This window comes from Streptomyces sp. NPDC026522 (assembly GCF_055567555.1).
In genome coordinates, this window is the sequence record NZ_JBVHQF010000003.1 from 376,106 (window position 1) to 393,309 (window position 17,204).

Consider the following 17,204-nt stretch of genomic DNA (forward strand, 5'->3'; position numbering starts at 1 on the left):
CGGTCCCCTCGGTCTACGGCGGGGCCGGCGCGGGACGCCGCCCCACCGGTCCGGTCACGGTACGTACCGAGGACGGACGGGCGGGGCGGAAAGGTTCCCGTACGGCGCCGCGGGGGCTCAGCGCTTCTCTACGACCACGCTCTGGATGATCACGTCGTCCAACGGCCGCTCGGTGCGCGGATTGGTCGGCAGGGCCGCGATGTCGTCCACGATCTTCTGGCTGACCTTGTCGGTGACCTCGCCGAAGATGGTGTGCTTGCGGGTCAGCCAGGCGGTGGGCGCGACGGTGATGAAGAACTGGGAGCCGTTGGTGCCGGGGCCGGCGTTGGCCATGGCGACGAGGTACGGCTTGGTGAAGGCCAGGTCCGGGTGGAACTCGTCGGCGAACTGGTACCCCGGGCCGCCGGTGCCGTTGCCGAGCGGGTCGCCGCCCTGGATCATGAAACCGCTGATGATGCGGTGGAAGACCGTGCCGTCGTACAGCGGGTCCGTGGTCTTCTGACCGTCCGTCGGCCTCGTCCACTCGCGTTCGCCGGTGGCCAGCTCCACGAAGTTCCGTACGGTCTTCGGAGCGAAGTTCGCCAGCAGCTCCATCTCGATGTCGCCGTGGTTCGTCTTCAAGGTGGCGTAGAGCTTCTCGGCCAACGGGATCTGCCTTCCTCGTGCTCACTGTGGTGTCCGATCCTCCCACGGTGCGGCCCGGCCCGGGGAAATCCTCCACCCGTATGCCTTGTCGCGCATGCCCGTTGGCGTGGGGACAGGCATGATCCGTCAAAGGGTGGAAAGGTGAACTGTGTCCGCCACCGAGGAGGAGGATCCCGTGACCCGCAAGGACAGCGTGCGCCTGGCAGCCGAGAGTGCCAGGGAAAGCATGCGGCACGCAGCGGAAGTGGTGGCGCCGTACGCAGAAACCGCCAAGGACGCGGCTGTGCACTACGCGCACGAGGCGAACGAGCGGCTGGCGCCGAAGGTCTCGTACGCGGCCTCGGAGGCCGCCCGCCAGGCCCGCACGACCTACGACAGCCACCTGCACCCACGGCTGAAGGCCGCGCGGGCGCACGTGCCGCCGCCCGTGGACCGCGCCGCCACGACCGCCGTGCACCAGACGCGCCGGGCGGCGCGCCAGGCAGCCGACTACACGCAGCCCCGGATCGAAAGCGCCCTCGCCGCGGCCCAGCCCATGGCGGAGGAGGCCGCGTCACGGTCCACGGCGGCCTTCGCGGCGCTGCGCGGCCAGGTGTCGGCCAAGGAAGTGCAGCGGCTGGTGCGCAGGCACGAGCGGCGGGCCCGCGCGGGCCGGCTGCTCAAGGGCGTCGCGGTGATCGGTGCGGTGGCGGCCGCCGCCTTCGTGGTGTGGAAGTGGTGGGACCAGCAGTCCAACCCGGACTGGCTGGTGGAACCGCCGGCCGCCACCGAAGTGCCGGGCCGCGACGCCGGATCCGCGAGCTTCGAAGACGAGCTGGCGGCGAAGGAGAACGAGGCGGACCCGAACGGCGACGCGCAGCCGTAACGGACCGCACGCAAGGCATGGTGGAGGGGCCCGGATCCGGTGGATCCGGGCCCCTCCACCATGCCTGCGGCGTCAGCTCGGGAGCATGAGCACCATGCCCGGCCGGATCAGGTCGGGGTTCGGGCCGACGACCGACTTGTTCATGGCGTAGAGCTCGCGCCAGCGCCCCTCGTTGCCCAGCTCGCGGCGGGCGATCGCGGAGAGCGAGTCACCTGCCTTGACGATGTACGTACGCTGCGCCTCGGACGGCGGCTTCGGCGCGGCGGGCACCGCCTTGTGGGCGGCCGAGGCGGGGGTCGGCGTCTTGTGCTGCACGTGCCCGGCCGCCGGTTTGGGCGGCGCCGGGGCGGCGGCCGCCCTGGCGGCCGAAGCGGGGTCGGTGTACTTCCCGCCCATGTCGTTGGGCCCCGCAGGCCTGGCCGGGGCCTGCTGCTCGACCTGCTCCTTCGCCTTCTCGGCGGCCTCTTCCTGCCTCTTCTTGTCGGACTTCAGGAAGTCGAAGATTCCCATGGTGTGTGCGCCTCCGGCGTGATGTCGCCCCCCTGGCCACAGTGCCTCACCCCACTCTCGGCCACCATCCCCGCCCCGGCCCCGTGGCTGACCCGTCCGGGCGATCCCCCTGCCGAGGCAGCCGTCCCGCCGGCCGCGGCACTCCTCCGGGGCGACGTCGAGGCCGAGGTTTCACGTGAAACACCGCGCCGCCGCTGCGCGACGGCCGCCGCACCGGACGCGAAAAGACCCTCCCGGCCTGCGTTCGTGCAGGTCAGGAGGGTCTTTCGGAGTGTGGAGCCTAGGAGATTCGAACTCCTGACATCTGCCTTGCAAAGGCAGCGCTCTACCAACTGAGCTAAGGCCCCGAAAACGGATACGCCCGTCCCCGGTGAAGGAGTGGTCGTTCCGCAGAACAGAGTACCGGGTGTACCCCCTCATCCCGCAAAATGATAGGGACTCCCGCCCCGCGACCACTCTCCGTAAGATGCTCGCGAGGTTCGCACCAGCGAAGGGGAGTTGTCAGCGTGGACGCAGTACAGCAAGAGGCCACGGCCAGAGCCAGAGAGCTCCAGCGCAGTTGGTACGGCGAGCCGTTGGGAGCGCTCTTCCGCCGGCTCATAGACGACCTGGGGCTGAACCAGGCCCGGCTCGCTGCCGTCCTCGGACTGTCGGCCCCGATGCTGTCCCAGCTGATGAGCGGCCAGCGCGCCAAGATCGGTAACCCGGCCGTCGTCCAGCGGGTCCAGGCACTCCAGGACCTCGCCGGCCAGGTCGCCGACGGCAGCGTCAGCGCGGCGGAGGCCACCGACCGCATGGACGAGATCAAGCGGACCCAGGGCGGCTCCGTGCTCAGCAACAGCGGTCAGACGACCACCGGTTCGGGCGCACCCACGGTCAAGCGGGTCGTCCGCGAGATCCAGTCCCTGCTGCGCTCGGTCTCCGCCGCAGGCGACATCATCGACGCGGCGGACACGCTCGCCGCCAGCCATCCGGAACTCGCCGAGTTCCTCCGGGTCTACGGGGCCGGCCGCACCTCCGACGCGGTCGCCCACTACGAGGCCCACCAGAACTGACCGACGCGCGAAGACGGGGGGCGGACAGGGCGATGGGTGAGGTCTTCGCCGGCCGGTACGAGCTGGTCGACCCGATCGGACGCGGTGGTTCGGGCGCCGTGTGGCGGGCCTGGGATCACCGCCGTCGCCGGTACGTCGCCGCGAAGGTCCTCCTCCAAGGCGACGCCCACACCCTGCTGCGCTTCGTGCGCGAGCAGGCCCTGCGGATCGATCACCCGCACGTGCTGGCCCCGGCCAGCTGGGCGGCGGACGACGACAAGGTCCTGTTCACCATGGACCTCGTCGGCGGCGGTTCCCTCGCCCACGTGATCGGGGACTACGGACCGCTGCCACCCCGCTTCGTGTGCACGTTGCTCGACCAGCTCCTCTCGGGGCTGGCGGCCGTGCACGCGGAGGGCGTGGTCCACCGCGACATCAAACCGGCCAACATCCTGCTGGAGGCGACCGGAACGGGCCGCCCGCACCTGCGGCTGTCCGACTTCGGGATCTCGATGCGCAAGGGTGAGCCCCGGCTCACCGACACCCACGTCGTGGTCGGCACGCCGGGGTACTTCGCCCCCGAGCAAATGCTGGGCGCGGAGCCGGATTTCCCGGCCGATCTCTTCGCCGTCGGGCTGGTAGCGCTGTACCTGCTGCAAGGGAGCAAGCCCGACTCCCAGAAGCTGGTGGAGCACTTCCTGAGCCGGGGCGCACCCGACGCACCCGAGGGCGTCCCCGCGGCCCTGTGGAGCGTCATCGCGGGGCTCTTGCACCCGAACCCCGAGCACCGGTTCCGGACCGCCACAGGGGCGCGCAAGGCCCTTGCCGAGGCCGTCGAGCTGCTGGCGCCGGTCCCGCCGGACGAAGAACCCGTGGAAGTGTTCGACCAACTCGGCCCGCTTCCCGCCGGTTTCGGCCCCCAGGGACCTCTGGCGCCGCCGCCCGCGGACGCCGTCACCCCCGACGCCGCCCCGCCCCCCGCGCCCGCCGTCGCTGCCACCCCCGAGGCCGCCGGGGCCCCACCGCCCCCTTCGTACGGTCCGCCCCCGGTGGGCTACGGCCCCTCGGATACCGGTAGCTTCCGCCTCGCCCCGCCGGCCGTGCCCCCGCCGCCCCCGCCGCCCCCGGTGCGCTCCGGCATCTCCCCGCCCCCGCACCGGGTCACGGCCGCCGTCCTCGCCGCCGCCCTGCTCTGCTTCGCGGTCGGCGCCTGGGCGCTGACCCGGATCTAGTGGGGCGGGGCGGGGCGGCGCGAGCCGGACACGGCTCTAGCCGCCGCTGCGGGCGCCGCTCCGCCGCGCCAGCAGGAACCAGCCCCCGAGCCCGAGCAGCAGCACCGCCCCGGTGCCGAAGCCCGCGCCGGCCACCACCCGAAGCACCGCGCGGTCGTCCTCGGCCGCGGCGGCCTCCGGTCCGGTGAGTCCCTCCTTCGCGGCCGTCCGGTCGGCGGTGCCCACCCCGAACCCGGCCGCGCTCAGGCTCTCCCGGTACGCGGGCGCCGTGCCGGGGCTGCCGCCGACGTCCATCCGCAGCGTCAGCGGCACCGGCGTCGCGTCCCGGGTGAACTCCGCGACCTTCCCGCCCAGCGTGACCGCGAGGTAGTACCAGCCGGCCACCGCCGTCCCGCGCACCCCGGCGTCGGCCGAGAAGCGGTTCCCGTACGCCACCGGCGCCGTCTTCGGGAGGGTGACGGCCGCCTGCTTGCCGTCGTACGAGGTGTCCTCGGAGTCGACCGGGCCCCGGTAGGGGCTGTACAGCGCGACGGTGAGCCCGCCGGCGGCGGAGCCGTACGGCTTGGTCATCTCGGCGGCCGCGATCTCCGCGCCGATCCCCAACTGCTGCCCCCAGTCCAGCGGGACGCGGTAGAACCGGGTCTGCCCGGGCCGCAGCTCGTCGCGCCACACCCCGCTGCCCAGGGCCCGCGCGTCGTTGAAGCCGGTCCCGCCGCTCCGGGCCACCGGTTCCGTACCCGGCAGCGTCGGCGAGGCCGAGGGCCGCGCCCGGGGCGCCTCCGTCGGCACGGCACCGCCCAGCCCGGGCTCGCGCCGGACCAGCAGTTCCACCGGCCACGGCCCCTGGGCGGAGTCCTTGGCCGCTGTCCGCGTCACCTTGGCGTAGTAGATGCCGGCCGCTTGGCATTCGGCGTCCTCCCGGACCCGCCGGACCGCCGCCGCGCCGATCGGCACGGGGTCGTAAGCGAAGCCCGCCCGCCCCGGGTCGGGGCAGCGCCGCCCCTCCTTGGTCATGACCTCGACCTCGATGCCGTCGCTGAAGCCCACCTTGGCGCCCCGGGCGGGCCGCACCACGGCGGAGACGTAGACGTCGGAGGTGTCGTCGAGGGCGAGCCGGTAGAAGCGCTCACCGGGCAAGAGGGTGTCCTCGTAGACCGCCCCGGGTTCCAGCAGCGGGGCGTCGGCGCTGGAGGGCTTGCCCCGGACCGTGCGGGCCCCGTCGGCCGCGCGGTACTCCGGCGGCGGCCCGGGCGCGGGTCCGGCCGCGACCGCGGCCCCCGGCGCCCCGACGGCCAGCCCCACGGCGAGCCCCACGGCGACCGTCCCGGCCAGCACCGTCCTGCGTACCCGCCCCATCACGCGCACCCACACCCCGGATTCACTCCCGCAAGCCCGAACTTTGCGTACCGCAAGATTCCGTACCGGAACAGCACAAAGCCCCGGCAGCAGCGGCAGCCGGGGCCCTATGGGAAACGGTGGGTCTCACACGCCGGAACCAGAAGGCACGGAGTCGGTTGCCTCCGTCCACAGGTCCTGCTCGGCGCGGTCCGCCTGGATCTGGCGGTACACGAGGAGCCCGCCGATGGCGGCCAGTGCGACCAGGAGCAGCTTCTTCACCGCGCGACCTCGTCTTTCGTTGACGTTGGGGACTTCTGACGGCCCACAATACACACCGACCGATACCGATCGGTTATCTGCGGGCCCCCCTCCGGCGCCACTCGACCGGCCCAACGCGGAGGCCCCGGACCTCACCGGTCGTCCGCCGCCACGCGGAAATGGACGACGGTGACCTCATCCGTAGGAGCGAGGTCGGGATAGTGGTACCGCAGCCGGTCGTGCAACTCCGCGAGGTCCCGGAACCCGTCGGCGACGGCGTCCTCCTCGGTCAGCTCGCCGACCGTCTTCGGAGCGAGCCCCGTGACGACACCCGGGAGCACCAGTTCCTCGTCCAGCTCGAAGACCATGTCGACCGGACCCTCGGCGACCGGGTCCCGAAAGCGCACGGTCGTCGTCTTCCGTCCCGTGCGGACGGCGTCGAGATAGTCCTGGTGGAAGTGCAAGGCCTGCGGCTGCGGTTCATTGTCCATGCACAGCACCCTAAACGGGCACGCCCACAGCCCCGGGGTCACCCAACGCGAAGACCCCCAACCACGATCGGCTGGGGGTCTTCGGCACTGTGGGGCTAACAGGATTTGAACCTGTGGCCTCATCCTTATCAGGGATGCGCTCTAACCAACTGAGCTATAGCCCCATCCGCGCTGCGCGCTGACTCCTGAAGGTTAGCGCACAGACCCGGCAGGTCCCAAATCCGTTCCGCGGGGGCGTCCCCGCAGGTCAGTCAGGTCACTCGTCCTCGGCGAGCGTGAGCTCCACACCGCCCACGAAGCCGGCCGAGACGTTGTAGATGAACGCGCCCAGCGTCGCCAGCGCCGTCGCCAGTACGACGTCGATCACCGCGATCACCGAGGTGAAGATCAGTACCCGCGGCAGCGACAGGAACGACTGGAGGTCGAAGCCGTTGCTCTCGTTGGAGCCGGTCGCCTCGCTGATGGTGCCGCCGACGGTCGAGAAGACGCCCATCGCGTCCATGACCATCCACAGCACCACGGCCGCCACGACCGTGCAGATGCCGAGCGCGATCGACAGCAGGAAGCTGACCTTCATCACCGACCAAGGGTCGGCCTTCGCCACCCGCAGCCGCGCCTTGCGCGTCCGCGGCGCCGTACGCACCCCCGGACGCGCCTGCCGCGGCGCGGCAGGGCCCGTGGGCGCGGCGTAGGCCTGCGGCGGCTTGTACGGCTGCGCGCCCGGCTCCTGGGCCGCGCCCGCCTTCGGCTTCGGCCCTCGGGTGTCCGTCACGGTGCTCCCCCTGCCCTTTGCGGGGGTGCCCCCGCCTTGAGAATCCGCGGCGGGGCCACGGGCACCGTTCGCTCCAGTCTTGGCCGGTCCGGCGCCCGTGGATCCACTCACGACTTACTCCTCGTGCTCCCCAGCCGAAGGCTGCGTGCCCTCGGCGGCCTCAACGGCCTGTCCATCGGCTTCCTCGGTCTCCGACGCGTTCTCGTCATCGACCTCGTCGGCATCCTGACCGGCCTCGGCGTTCCGCGCGATGCCCACCACGGCGTCCCGCTTGCCCAGGTTGATCAGCTGAACGCCCATGGTGTCACGGCCGGTCTCCCTGACTTCATTGACGCGCGTACGAATCACACCACCGCTGAGGGTGATCGCGAGAATCTCGTCCGTTTCGTCGACCACCAGCGCGCCGACGAGCGAACCGCGGTCCTCCACGATCTTCGCTGCCTTGATGCCCAGACCACCGCGGCCCTGGACGCGGTACTCGTCCACCGGCGTCCGCTTGGCGTAGCCGCCGTCGGTCGCGGTGAAGACGAAGGTACCGGGCCGGACCACGCTCATGGAGAGCAGTTCGTCCCCGCCGCGGAAACTCATGCCCTTCACGCCGGAGGTGGCGCGGCCCATCGGGCGCAGCGCCTCGTCGGTCGCCGTGAAGCGGATCGACTGCGCCTTCTTGCTGATGAGCAGCAGGTCGTCCTCGGCCGACACCAGCTCGGCACCGATCAGCTCGTCATCGCTGCCGTCCTCCGTCTCCCGGAGGTTGATCGCGATGACACCACCCGAACGGGGGGAGTCGTAGTCCTTGAGCGCCGTCTTCTTCACCAGACCGCCCTTGGTGGCCAGGATCAGGTACGGCGCGGCGTCGTAGTCGCGGATCGCGAGGATCTGGGCGATCTTCTCGTCCGGCTGGAAGGCCAGCAGGTTCGCGACGTGCTGACCGCGCGCATCGCGCCCGGCGTCCGGGAGCTCGTACGCCTTGGACCGGTAGACGCGGCCCTTGTTGGTGAAGAACAGCAGCCAGTGGTGCGTGGTGGACACGAAGAAGTGGTCGACGAGGTCGTCCTGCTTGAGCTTCGTGCCGCGGACGCCCTTGCCGCCGCGCTTCTGCGAGCGGTAGTCCTCGGTCTTGGTGCGCTTGACGTAACCGCCGTGGGTGATCGTGACGACGATGTCCTCTTCGGCGATCAGGTCCTCGATGGACATGTCACCGTCGAAGGGCACCAGCTTGGAGCGCCGGTCGTCGCCGAACTTCTCGACGATGGCCGCCAGCTCCTCGCTGACGATGGTGCGCTGACGCGCCTCGGAGGCGAGGATCGCGTTGTACTCGTTGATCTTCGCCTGGAGCTCGTCGTGCTCGGCGACGATCTTCTGCCGCTCCAGCGCGGCGAGGCGGCGCAGCTGCATCTCCAGGATCGCGTTCGCCTGGATCTCGTCGATCTCCAGCAGGCCCATCAGGCCCTCGCGCGCGATCTCGACGGTGTTGCTGCGCCGGATCAGCGCGATGACCTCGTCGATCGCGTCCAGCGCCTTGAGCAGACCGCGCAGGATGTGCGCGCGTTCCTCCGCCTTGCGCAGGCGGAAGCGGGTGCGCCGGACGATGACCTCGATCTGGTGCTGCACCCAGTGGCGGATGAACGCGTCGATCGACAGGGTGCGCGGCACCCCGTCCACCAGCGCCAGCATGTTCGCGCCGAAGTTCGTCTGCAGGTCGGTGTGCTTGTACAGGTTGTTCAGCACGACCTTGGCGACGGCGTCCCGCTTGAGGACGATGACCAGACGCTGGCCGGTCCGCGAGGAGGTCTCGTCGCGGACGTCGGCGATGCCGCCGATCTTGCCGTCCTTGACCAGGTCGGCGATCTTCTGCGCGAGGTTGTCGGGGTTGGTCTGGTACGGGAGTTCGGTGACCACCAGGCACTGGCGGTTCTGGATCTCCTCGACCTCCACCACCGCGCGCATCGTGATGGAGCCGCGACCGGTCCGGTACGCCTCCTCGATGCCCTTGCGGCCGACGACGAGGGCGCCGGACGGGAAGTCGGGGCCCTTGATCCGCTCGATGAGCGCGTCCTGGAGTTCCTCGTGGGAGGCCTCCGGGTGCTCCAGCGCCCACTGCGCACCGGCCGCGACCTCGCGCAGGTTGTGCGGCGGGATGTTGGTGGCCATGCCGACCGCGATTCCGGCGCTGCCGTTGACCAGCAGGTTCGGGAAGCGCGCCGGCAGGACCGTCGGCTCCTGGTTACGGCCGTCGTAGTTGTCCGTGAAGTCGACGGTCTCCTCGTCGATGTCCCGGAGCATCTCCATGGCCTGCGGCATCAGCTTGCACTCGGTGTAGCGCATGGCCGCCGCCGGGTCGTTGCCCGGCGAGCCGAAGTTGCCGTTGCTGTCCACCAGCGGCATCCGCATCGACCACGGCTGGGCCAGGCGGACCAGGGCGTCGTAGATCGAGGAGTCGCCGTGCGGGTGGTAGGTGCCCATGACGTCACCGACGACGCGGGCGCACTTGTAGAAGCCCTTCTCGGGCCGGTAGCCGCCGTCGTACATCGCGTACAGCACACGCCGGTGGACGGGCTTGAGGCCGTCCCGTACGTCGGGCAGCGCGCGGGAGACGATGACGGACATCGCGTAGTCGAGGTAGGAGCGCTGCATCTCCGTCTCGAGCCCGACGGGCTCGATGCGCAGCTGCTGGCCTTCCTCTTCGGTGTTCTCGGCGGTCGGGGTGGTTTCGTCGGCCATTGCTGGTCAGAAGTCCTTTCAGGCAGTCAGCTGAGCCGACTCAGATGTCGAGGAAGCGGACGTCCTTGGCGTTGCGCTGGATGAAGGAGCGCCGGGCTTCGACGTCCTCACCCATCAGCACCGAGAACAGGTCGTCGGCCTGTGCGGCGTCGTCCAGGGTGACCTGGCCGAGCACGCGGTGGTCCACGTCCATGGTGGTGACGCGCAGTTCCTCGGCGTTCATCTCGCCCAGACCCTTGAAGCGCTGGATGGAGTCTTCCTTGATCCGCTTGCCCTGGGCCTTGCCGTGCTCGACCAGGGCGTCGCGCTCGCGGTCCGAGTACGCGTACTCGAAGTCGTCCCGACCCCACTTGATCTTGTACAGCGGGGGGCGGGAGAGGTAGACGTGCCCGGCCTCGACCAGCGGACGCATGAAGCGGAAGAGGAAGGTCAGCAGCAGGGTGTTGATGTGCTGGCCGTCGACGTCGGCGTCCGCCATCAAGATGATCTTGTGATAGCGGAGCTTGTCGATGTCGAAGTCCTCGTGCACACCGGTGCCGAAGGCACTGATCAGCGCCTGGACCTCGGTGTTCTGGAGGATCTTGTCGATCCGGGCCTTCTCGACGTTCAGGATCTTGCCGCGGATCGGCAGGATGGCCTGGTACATCGGGTTGCGGCCGGACTTCGCGGAGCCGCCGGCCGAGTCGCCCTCGACGATGAAGATCTCGCACTTCGTCGGGTCGTTCGACTGGCAGTCGGACAGCTTGCCCGGCAGCGAGGCGCTCTCCAGCAGGCCCTTGCGGCGGGTCAGGTCACGGGCCTTGCGGGCCGCGACGCGCGCCGTGGCGGCCTGGATCGCCTTGCGGACGATGTCCGCGGCCTCGACCGGATTGCGGTCGAACCAGTCGTTGAGGTGCTCGTGCACGACCTTCTGCACGAAGGTCTTCGCCTCGGTGTTGCCCAGCTTGGTCTTCGTCTGGCCCTCGAACTGGGGCTCGCCCAGCTTGACCGAGATGATCGCCGTCAGACCCTCGCGGATGTCCTCGCCGGCGAGGTTGTCGTCCTTCTCGCGCAGCAGCTTCTTGTCGCGGGCGTAGCGGTTGACCAGGCCCGTCAGCGCGGCGCGGAAGCCCTCTTCGTGCGTACCGCCCTCGTGCGTGTGGATCGTGTTCGCGAAGGAGTAGACACCCTCGGTGTACTGCGAGTTCCACTGCATCGCGATCTCGACCGAGAGCATGCGCTCCTTGTCCTCGGCCTCGACGTCGATGACGGTCGGGTGGATCAGCTCGCCCTTGCGCGAGTTGAGGTACTTCACGAAGTCGACGATGCCGCCCTCGTAGTAGTACTTCACCGTGCGCGCCGCCGGCTCGGCCGCGTCCGCGTCCGGGTTGTCCGCGCCCACCGTCGCCTTGGCGGAGTCGCGCTCGTCGGTCAGCGTCAGGGTCAGGCCCTTGTTGAGGAAGGCCATCTCCTGGAAGCGCCGCGACAGCGTCTCGAAGGAGTACTCGGTGGTCTCGAAGATGTCCGGGTCGGCCCAGAAGGTGACCGACGTGCCGTGCTCGTCGGTCTCCTCGTTCTTGGCGAGGGGAGCCGTCGGGGCGCCGAGCTTGTAGTCCTGGCTCCAGCGGAAGCCGTCCCGCTTGACCTCGACCGCGACCTTGGTCGACAGCGCGTTCACGACGGAGACGCCCACGCCGTGCAGACCGCCGGAGACGGCGTAGCCGCCGCCGCCGAACTTGCCGCCCGCGTGCAGCACCGTCAGCACGACCTCCAGCGCCGGCTTGCCCTCGGAGGGCACGATGTCGACGGGGATGCCGCGGCCGTTGTCGATCACGCGCACGCCGCCGTCGGCGAGGATCGTGACGTCGATGGTGTCCGCGTGCCCGGCCAGGGCCTCGTCGACGGAGTTGTCGACGACCTCGTAGACGAGGTGGTGCAGGCCGCGCTCACCGGTCGAGCCGATGTACATGCCGGGCCGCTTGCGGACCGCGTCCAGACCCTCGAGGACCTGGATGTTGCTGCCGGTGTAAGAGGACTCACCGGCCTCGCCGCCGGCGGTGGACTCGTTCTTCTCGTTGGGGTTGCCGGAATCGGCCACGAAGCGCCCTTTCTGGCACAGCACAGGCCGTACTCCGGGCCAGCAGGCATGCAAGCAGGAGCGGCTGCGTCGATCTGCGTTGTCAGCGTTTGTCAGCGGATCCCGCAAGCGGGCGGGATTCGCTTCAGTCTACCGGTACCACGGACATGAATGGGGGTTTGCCGGTACCTGAGTCCGCATGTGCCGCCCTGAACCTCCTCTCTCCGACTCCCCATATCCGGGGAGGGGCTCAAAGAGGCTCACACGGGCATTGAGCGCTTCGGCCTGTCAACCTCTCACTACCGTGAGGGACACCACCCGCGGGAGGGCACCGGAGCAGGGCCGCGACCTGGCCGAAACCGTGCCGTCGCCGGCCCGTGATCAACATGCCGCAGGGCGGGCGCGGAGCACCGCTCAGCGGGCGCCCGAGGGCACCGCGAAGTCAGGAAGAGGGGAGTGCGGGGGCTCAGCCGTACGTATCGCCCGGGCCGGTGCCGCCCGGCACCCGCCACGGCCCGTACTGCTTCGGCCGGCCGCCCGGGCCGTGCACCTTGATCATCCGTACGGTGCCCTGCCCCAGCTCCGCGTTCAGCCGCGCCACCAGCTGCGGCGCCAGCAGTTTCAGCTGCGCCGCCCACGCCGAGGAGTCGCACCGGACCACCAGCTCGCGGTCCTCGTACCGCTCCGGCACGCAGTGCGTGGCGATGTCCGGACCGACGATCTCCGGCCACCGCTCCATCACACCGGCCACCGCCATCGGCATCTCCCAGCCGTGCTCCGTCCGCAGCCGGGCCAGCGCCGCCATCAACGGCATCGGATCCCGGCCGTCCGCGCGCGCACCCGACCGCAGCCCCGGCTGCTGCCGCTTCTTCCCCGGAGCCGCGTTGCCGCGCGCCCGCGCCTGCTCGCGGGCCGCCGCCAGCGCCTGCCGCGCCAGGTCCACCCCCGACAACGGCGGGGCCTTGCGCTCCGGGTGCTCCTCGCGGTCGCTCACAGCAGGGTCACCTCACCGCCGGACACCCCGAAGCGCACCCCCGCCAACACGTCCGGAACGTCATCGTCCACAGCCGCCGTCACCAGCACCTGCTCGCCCGGGGCCACCAGCTCCGCCAGCCGCTCCCGGCGCCGCGCGTCCAGCTCGGCGAACACGTCGTCCAGGATCAGCACCGGCTCGTCGCCCTCCGAACGCAGCAGCTCGTACGAGGCCAGCCGCAGCGCCAGCGCGTACGACCAGGACTCGCCGTGGCTGGCATACCCCTTCGCCGGCAGCTCCCCGAGCCGCAGCAGCACGTCGTCGCGGTGCGGGCCCACCAGCGTCACGCCCCGCTCGATCTCCTGCTTGCGCACCTCCGCCAGGGCCGTCAGCAGCACCTCGTACAGCGCCTCCCGGGTGCGCGCCGCCCCGCTGTCCACGGCCTCGCCGGCCGAGGACCGGTACGCCAGCCCCAGCGGGCCGCCGCCGGGCGCGAGCTGCTCGTACGCCTTGTCCGCCAGCGGCAGCAGGGTCGCGATCAGGTCCAGCCGCTGCGCCAGCAGCTCCGCGCCCGCCCGGGCGAGGTGCTGGTCCCAGACGTCGAGGGTCGACAGGTCCATGGCACGGCCGCCGTGCCGACGGGCCATCGCCGCCGATTTCAGCAGGGTGTTGCGCTGCTTGAGCACCCGCTCGTAGTCCGATCGGACCGCGGCCATCCGCGGGGAGCGGGCCGTGACGAGTTCGTCCAGGAAGCGGCGCCGCTCTCCGGGGTCGCCCTTCACCAGGGCCAGGTCCTCCGGCGCGAACAGCACCGTACGGACGATCCCCAGCACGTCCCGCGGCCTGACCTGCGAGGACCGGTTGATACGGGCCCGGTTCGCCCGCCCCGGATTGAGCTCCAGCTCGACCAGCTGGCGGCGCTCGCCCTGCGCCAGGGCCGCGCGGATGATCGCCCGGTCCGCGCCCATCCGGACCAGGGGGGCGTCCGAGGACACCCGGTGGCTGCCCAGGGTCGCCAGGTAGCCGATCGCCTCGACGAGGTTGGTCTTGCCCTGGCCGTTGGGGCCCACGAACGCGGTGACGCCCGGACCGAGGGGGACCTCGGCCCGGGCGTACGAGCGGAAGTCGGCCAGTGAGAGATGCGAGACGTGCATTCGGCGCCGACCTCCCCCGGCTTCCTGCTGCTTGCTGTGGTGCTGTCTTACGAGTGGTACGGGTGGTGCGCCGCGCGGACTACTTCTTCTCCACCGCGTGACCGCCGAACTGGTTGCGCAGCGCGGCGATCATCTTCATCTGCGGGGAGTCGTCCTGGCGGGACGCGAACCGGGCGAACAGCGAGGCGGTGATGGCCGGCAGCGGAACGGCGTTGTCGATCGCCGCCTCGACCGTCCAGCGGCCCTCGCCCGAGTCCTGCGCGAAGCCGCGCAGCTTCTCCAGGTGCTCGTCCTCGTCCAGCGCGTTCACGGCGAGGTCCAGCAGCCAGGAACGGATGACCGTGCCCTCCTGCCAGGACCGGAACACCTCGCGCACGTCGGTGACCGAGTCCACCTTCTCCAGCAGTTCCCAGCCCTCGGCGTAGGCCTGCATCATGGCGTACTCGATGCCGTTGTGGACCATCTTCGCGAAGTGGCCGGCGCCGACCTTGCCCGCGTGCACGGCGCCGAACTCACCCTCGGGCTTGAGGGCGTCGAAGACCGGCTGCACGGCCGCGACGTGCTCCTTCTCGCCGCCGTACATCAGCGCGTAGCCGTTCTCCAGGCCCCACACGCCGCCCGAGACACCGCAGTCGACGAAGCCGATGCCCTTGGCGGCCAGTTCCTCGGCGTGCTTCTCGTCATCGGTCCAGCGCGAGTTGCCGCCGTCGACGACGATGTCGCCGGGCGAGAGCAGCTCTCCCAGCTCGTCGACGGTGGACTGCGTCGCCGCACCGGCCGGAACCATCACCCACACCACGCGGGGGGCCTGGAGGCCGTCCACAAGTTCCCGCAGGCTGTGGACATCCGCGAGGTCCGGGTTGCGGTCGTATCCGATGACGGTGTGGCCTGCGCGGCGGATGCGCTCGCGCATGTTGCCGCCCATCTTGCCGAGACCGATGAGACCAAGCTCCATCAGGTGCTTCCTTAAGCGTTGTGGCCGTCTGTGCCGGGCTCCCCGGGATCCGGGGCCGTCCCCGGATCCGAGCCTACGCCGGGCCGTCGGGCGGTACCCCACCCAACGTGCCGGGTACGCCGTCGGGCCCGGTCCGCGCAGTCGCGAGACCGGGCCCGACGGGGCGGACTCAGCCGGACAGGCGCACCGGCATGATCAGGTACTTGTACGCCTCGTCCGCCTCGGCGTCGACCGCGGGGCGGCCGCTGAGCAGCGCGGGCTTGGTGGAGGTGGTGAAGCTCAGCTGGGCGGCGGGCGAGTCGATCGCGCTCAGGCCGTCCAGCAGGAACGTCGGGTTGAAGGCGATCGAGATGTCGTCGCCCTCCAGGTTCGCGTCGACGCGTTCCACAGCCTGTGCATCGTCGCTGGAGCCCGCCTCCAGGATCAGCACGCCCTGCTCGAAGCTCAGCCGGACCGGGGTGTTGCGCTCGGCGACGAGAGCCACGCGCTTGACGGCCTCGACGAACGGGGCGGTCTCGATCACCGCGATGGAGTTGAACTCCGTCGGGAAGAGCGTGCGGTACTTCGGCAGGTCGCCTTCGAGCAGGCGCGTGGTGGTGCGGCGGCCCGCGCCCTCGAAACCGATCAGGCCCTCGCCCGCACCGGAGCCCGAGAGGGCGAGGGTGACGGTGTCACCGCTGGTCAGGGACTTGGCGGTGTCCAGGAGCGTCTTCGCGGGCACCAGGGCCACCGCGGAGGCGTCGGGGTTCTCCGGCTTCCACAGGAACTCGCGGACCGCGAAGCGGTAGCGGTCGGTGGAGGCGAGGGTGACCCGGTCGCCCTCGATCTCGATGCGGACACCGGTCAGCACGGGCAGCGTGTCGTCGCGGCCGGCGGCGATGGCGACCTGGGCGGCGGCGGAGGCGAAGACCTCACCGGGAACGGTGCCGGTCGCGGTCGGCATCTGCGGCAGCGCCGGGTACTCCTCCACAGGCAGGGTGTGGAGGGTGAACCGGGAGGAGCCGCAGACCACGGTCGCCCGTACACCGTCTGTGGAAATCTCCACCGGCCGGTTGGGCAGGGCACGGCAGATGTCGGCGAGGAGCCGGCCGGAGACCAGGACGGTGCCGTCCTCCTCGACGTCGGCCTCGACGGAGACGCGGGCCGAGACCTCGTAGTCGAAGCCGGAGAGGGACAGCGTGCCGTCCTCCGCCTTGAGCAGCAGGCCCGCGAGAACGGGCACCGGCGGCCGGGCCGGGAGGCTACGGGCAGCCCAGGCCACCGCCTCCGCGAGTACGTCGCGCTCCACCCGGATCTTCACCGGAACCGCCTCCTGCTGTTTCTCGCTCGTCTGCCGGCCTTCGTCGTCGGCTCCTGGCCCAGGGTCTCGACGGACCGAGGCCTCGGTGCCGGGGACCAGTCTGACGTACGGCGCCGACAGTCGGTGCTGTCGGCGGTCAAGCCGGGAGGGCGGCGTCGGGGCGGCCGGACGACGAGTTGTGCACAGGACCTGCTTGAAAACCGAATCCGGCCTAAATCTCTATGGGGGTAGTAGTAGGGCCTGTGGAAACGGTGGATAAGCCCGTCCTCGCAGGTCAGACCCCGTTTTTTATCCCCACACCCTGTGGGTGACGCCGGTGGACAACACGGTGTCTCTGTGGAGAACGAAAACTTCTGCACAGGCCGTCCCCAGGCGACCCCCACTACTCCACAGGTGTGTCCCCAGCTTTTCCCCAGTACTCCACAGACCAAACATCTACATCCATGTGACCGCTTTCACTCGGGACGGTGACGCGGGGGTCCTGTTTGCCGAACAGTGGACAACGGTGTGGAGAAGTCATCGGATCCTGTGCACAGGATGCGGCAACCTGTGAGTGAGCGGTGGACAGAGGGGTGGATGAGCCTGTGGACGGATTTTCTGTCCACAGGCTGTGGACAGTCGTTGTGCACAAATCCACAGGCGGCTGAGCTGCTCTGATGACCTCTCACCCGGTACCCCTGTGGACAGATTGTGGGTGACGGGACCCGTCCCCAGGGTGTGGACGGAAGAAAGTCGCCCAATCTGTGGATGAGTTGGCCTCCAGGGGGCGTATTCGAACAGAGCACGGGCGCGCGCACGAAGAAGGGCGCCCCCGGTTCAGTCCGGAAGCGCCCCTGTAGCTGAGCGTGCGGAGGCCCGGCAAGGCCTTCTGCGGAGCCCTCGTACGGTCCTCGTGCG

General features: G+C 70.3%; 15 protein-coding genes and 2 tRNA genes. 3 read left to right on the forward strand and 14 right to left on the reverse strand.

The genetic code is table 11. The features are described 5' to 3' along the window. Positions 1 to 117: 117 nt before the first annotated feature. The gene (locus ACZ4M3_RS10130) at positions 118 to 645 is read right to left on the reverse strand and encodes a peptidylprolyl isomerase (protein ID WP_467731138.1); all 528 of its coding nucleotides are present in this window, start codon (positions 643 to 645) and stop codon (positions 118 to 120) included. A 175-nt stretch (positions 646 to 820) separates the two neighbouring features. Between ACZ4M3_RS10130 and ACZ4M3_RS10135 the strand changes: the two genes are divergently transcribed. Beyond that, positions 821 to 1,510: a DUF5324 family protein gene (locus ACZ4M3_RS10135; RefSeq protein ID WP_467731345.1), complete on the forward strand. Its 690-nt coding sequence runs from the start codon at positions 821 to 823 to the stop codon at positions 1,508 to 1,510. Positions 1,511 to 1,582: 72 nt separating this feature from the next. Here ACZ4M3_RS10135 and ACZ4M3_RS10140 read toward each other — a convergent pair whose 3' ends face one another. Together ACZ4M3_RS10140 and ACZ4M3_RS10145 are read right to left on the reverse strand one after the other, a co-directional pair. Beyond that, positions 1,583 to 2,020 carry a LysM peptidoglycan-binding domain-containing protein gene (locus tag ACZ4M3_RS10140; protein WP_467731139.1) on the reverse strand — a complete coding sequence of 146 codons (438 nt, stop codon included), beginning with the start codon at positions 2,018 to 2,020 and terminating at the stop codon, positions 1,583 to 1,585. Between the two features lie 274 nt (positions 2,021 to 2,294). Further along, positions 2,295 to 2,367 (reverse strand) — tRNA-Ala (locus ACZ4M3_RS10145). A gap of 159 nt (positions 2,368 to 2,526) precedes the next feature. Between ACZ4M3_RS10145 and ACZ4M3_RS10150 the strand changes: the two genes are divergently transcribed. After that, the gene (locus ACZ4M3_RS10150; RefSeq protein ID WP_389661403.1) at positions 2,527 to 3,075 is read left to right on the forward strand and encodes a helix-turn-helix domain-containing protein; all 549 of its coding nucleotides are present in this window, start codon (positions 2,527 to 2,529) and stop codon (positions 3,073 to 3,075) included. Positions 3,076 to 3,107: 32 nt separating this feature from the next. After that, complete coding sequence (locus ACZ4M3_RS10155) at positions 3,108 to 4,286, forward strand: serine/threonine-protein kinase (RefSeq protein WP_467731140.1); 1,179 nt, start codon at positions 3,108 to 3,110, stop codon at positions 4,284 to 4,286. A gap of 36 nt (positions 4,287 to 4,322) precedes the next feature. Here ACZ4M3_RS10155 and ACZ4M3_RS10160 read toward each other — a convergent pair whose 3' ends face one another. The 11 genes from ACZ4M3_RS10160 to dnaN form a co-directional block, all read right to left on the reverse strand. Beyond that, complete coding sequence (locus ACZ4M3_RS10160; protein WP_467731141.1) at positions 4,323 to 5,642, reverse strand: hypothetical protein; 1,320 nt, start codon at positions 5,640 to 5,642, stop codon at positions 4,323 to 4,325. A 126-nt stretch (positions 5,643 to 5,768) separates the two neighbouring features. Continuing rightward, positions 5,769 to 5,903, reverse strand: a complete 135-nt coding sequence (locus tag ACZ4M3_RS10165) for a DLW-39 family protein (RefSeq protein ID WP_208809277.1) — start codon at positions 5,901 to 5,903, stop codon at positions 5,769 to 5,771. A gap of 131 nt (positions 5,904 to 6,034) precedes the next feature. After that, positions 6,035 to 6,373: an ASCH domain-containing protein gene (locus tag ACZ4M3_RS10170; protein ID WP_467731142.1), complete on the reverse strand. Its 339-nt coding sequence runs from the start codon at positions 6,371 to 6,373 to the stop codon at positions 6,035 to 6,037. 90 nt (positions 6,374 to 6,463) lie between these two features. Then, positions 6,464 to 6,537, reverse strand: a tRNA-Ile gene (locus tag ACZ4M3_RS10175). 92 nt (positions 6,538 to 6,629) lie between these two features. After that, positions 6,630 to 7,256: a DUF3566 domain-containing protein gene (locus tag ACZ4M3_RS10180; protein ID WP_467731143.1), complete on the reverse strand. Its 627-nt coding sequence runs from the start codon at positions 7,254 to 7,256 to the stop codon at positions 6,630 to 6,632. A gap of 3 nt (positions 7,257 to 7,259) precedes the next feature. Continuing rightward, the gene (gene gyrA / locus ACZ4M3_RS10185; protein WP_467731144.1) at positions 7,260 to 9,869 is read right to left on the reverse strand and encodes a DNA gyrase subunit A; all 2,610 of its coding nucleotides are present in this window, start codon (positions 9,867 to 9,869) and stop codon (positions 7,260 to 7,262) included. 40 nt (positions 9,870 to 9,909) lie between these two features. Beyond that, complete coding sequence (gyrB, locus tag ACZ4M3_RS10190) at positions 9,910 to 11,970, reverse strand: DNA topoisomerase (ATP-hydrolyzing) subunit B (protein ID WP_467731145.1); 2,061 nt, start codon at positions 11,968 to 11,970, stop codon at positions 9,910 to 9,912. Between the two features lie 421 nt (positions 11,971 to 12,391). Continuing rightward, positions 12,392 to 12,919: a DciA family protein gene (locus ACZ4M3_RS10195; protein WP_467731146.1), complete on the reverse strand. Its 528-nt coding sequence runs from the start codon at positions 12,917 to 12,919 to the stop codon at positions 12,392 to 12,394. Then, a complete protein-coding gene (gene recF / locus ACZ4M3_RS10200; RefSeq protein WP_467731147.1) occupies positions 12,916 to 14,052 on the reverse strand; it encodes a DNA replication/repair protein RecF in 1,137 nt (378 codons plus the stop codon). The genes ACZ4M3_RS10195 and recF overlap by 4 nt, the downstream gene beginning before the upstream one ends. Before the next feature lie 79 nt (positions 14,053 to 14,131). Further along, a complete protein-coding gene (gnd, locus tag ACZ4M3_RS10205; RefSeq protein ID WP_190185583.1) occupies positions 14,132 to 15,007 on the reverse strand; it encodes a phosphogluconate dehydrogenase (NAD(+)-dependent, decarboxylating) in 876 nt (291 codons plus the stop codon). Between the two features lie 169 nt (positions 15,008 to 15,176). After that, positions 15,177 to 16,307: a DNA polymerase III subunit beta gene (dnaN, locus tag ACZ4M3_RS10210; protein WP_388014638.1), complete on the reverse strand. Its 1,131-nt coding sequence runs from the start codon at positions 16,305 to 16,307 to the stop codon at positions 15,177 to 15,179. Positions 16,308 to 17,204: the final 897 nt, after the last annotated feature.

Excerpts from the sequence above, each read along its gene's own strand:
- ACZ4M3_RS10170 (WP_467731142.1), bottom strand. The coding sequence starts at position 6,373 with ATGGACAATGAACCGCAGCCGCAGGCCTTGCACTTCCACCAGGACTAT.
- ACZ4M3_RS10140 (WP_467731139.1), bottom strand. The coding sequence starts at position 2,020 with ATGGGAATCTTCGACTTCCTGAAGTCCGACAAGAAGAGGCAGGAAGAG.
- ACZ4M3_RS10160 (WP_467731141.1), bottom strand. The coding sequence starts at position 5,642 with ATGGGGCGGGTACGCAGGACGGTGCTGGCCGGGACGGTCGCCGTGGGG.
- recF (WP_467731147.1), bottom strand. The coding sequence starts at position 14,052 with ATGCACGTCTCGCATCTCTCACTGGCCGACTTCCGCTCGTACGCCCGG.
- ACZ4M3_RS10155 (WP_467731140.1), top strand. The coding sequence starts at position 3,108 with ATGGGTGAGGTCTTCGCCGGCCGGTACGAGCTGGTCGACCCGATCGGA.
- gyrA (WP_467731144.1), bottom strand. The coding sequence starts at position 9,869 with ATGGCCGACGAAACCACCCCGACCGCCGAGAACACCGAAGAGGAAGGC.
- gnd (WP_190185583.1), bottom strand. The coding sequence starts at position 15,007 with ATGGAGCTTGGTCTCATCGGTCTCGGCAAGATGGGCGGCAACATGCGC.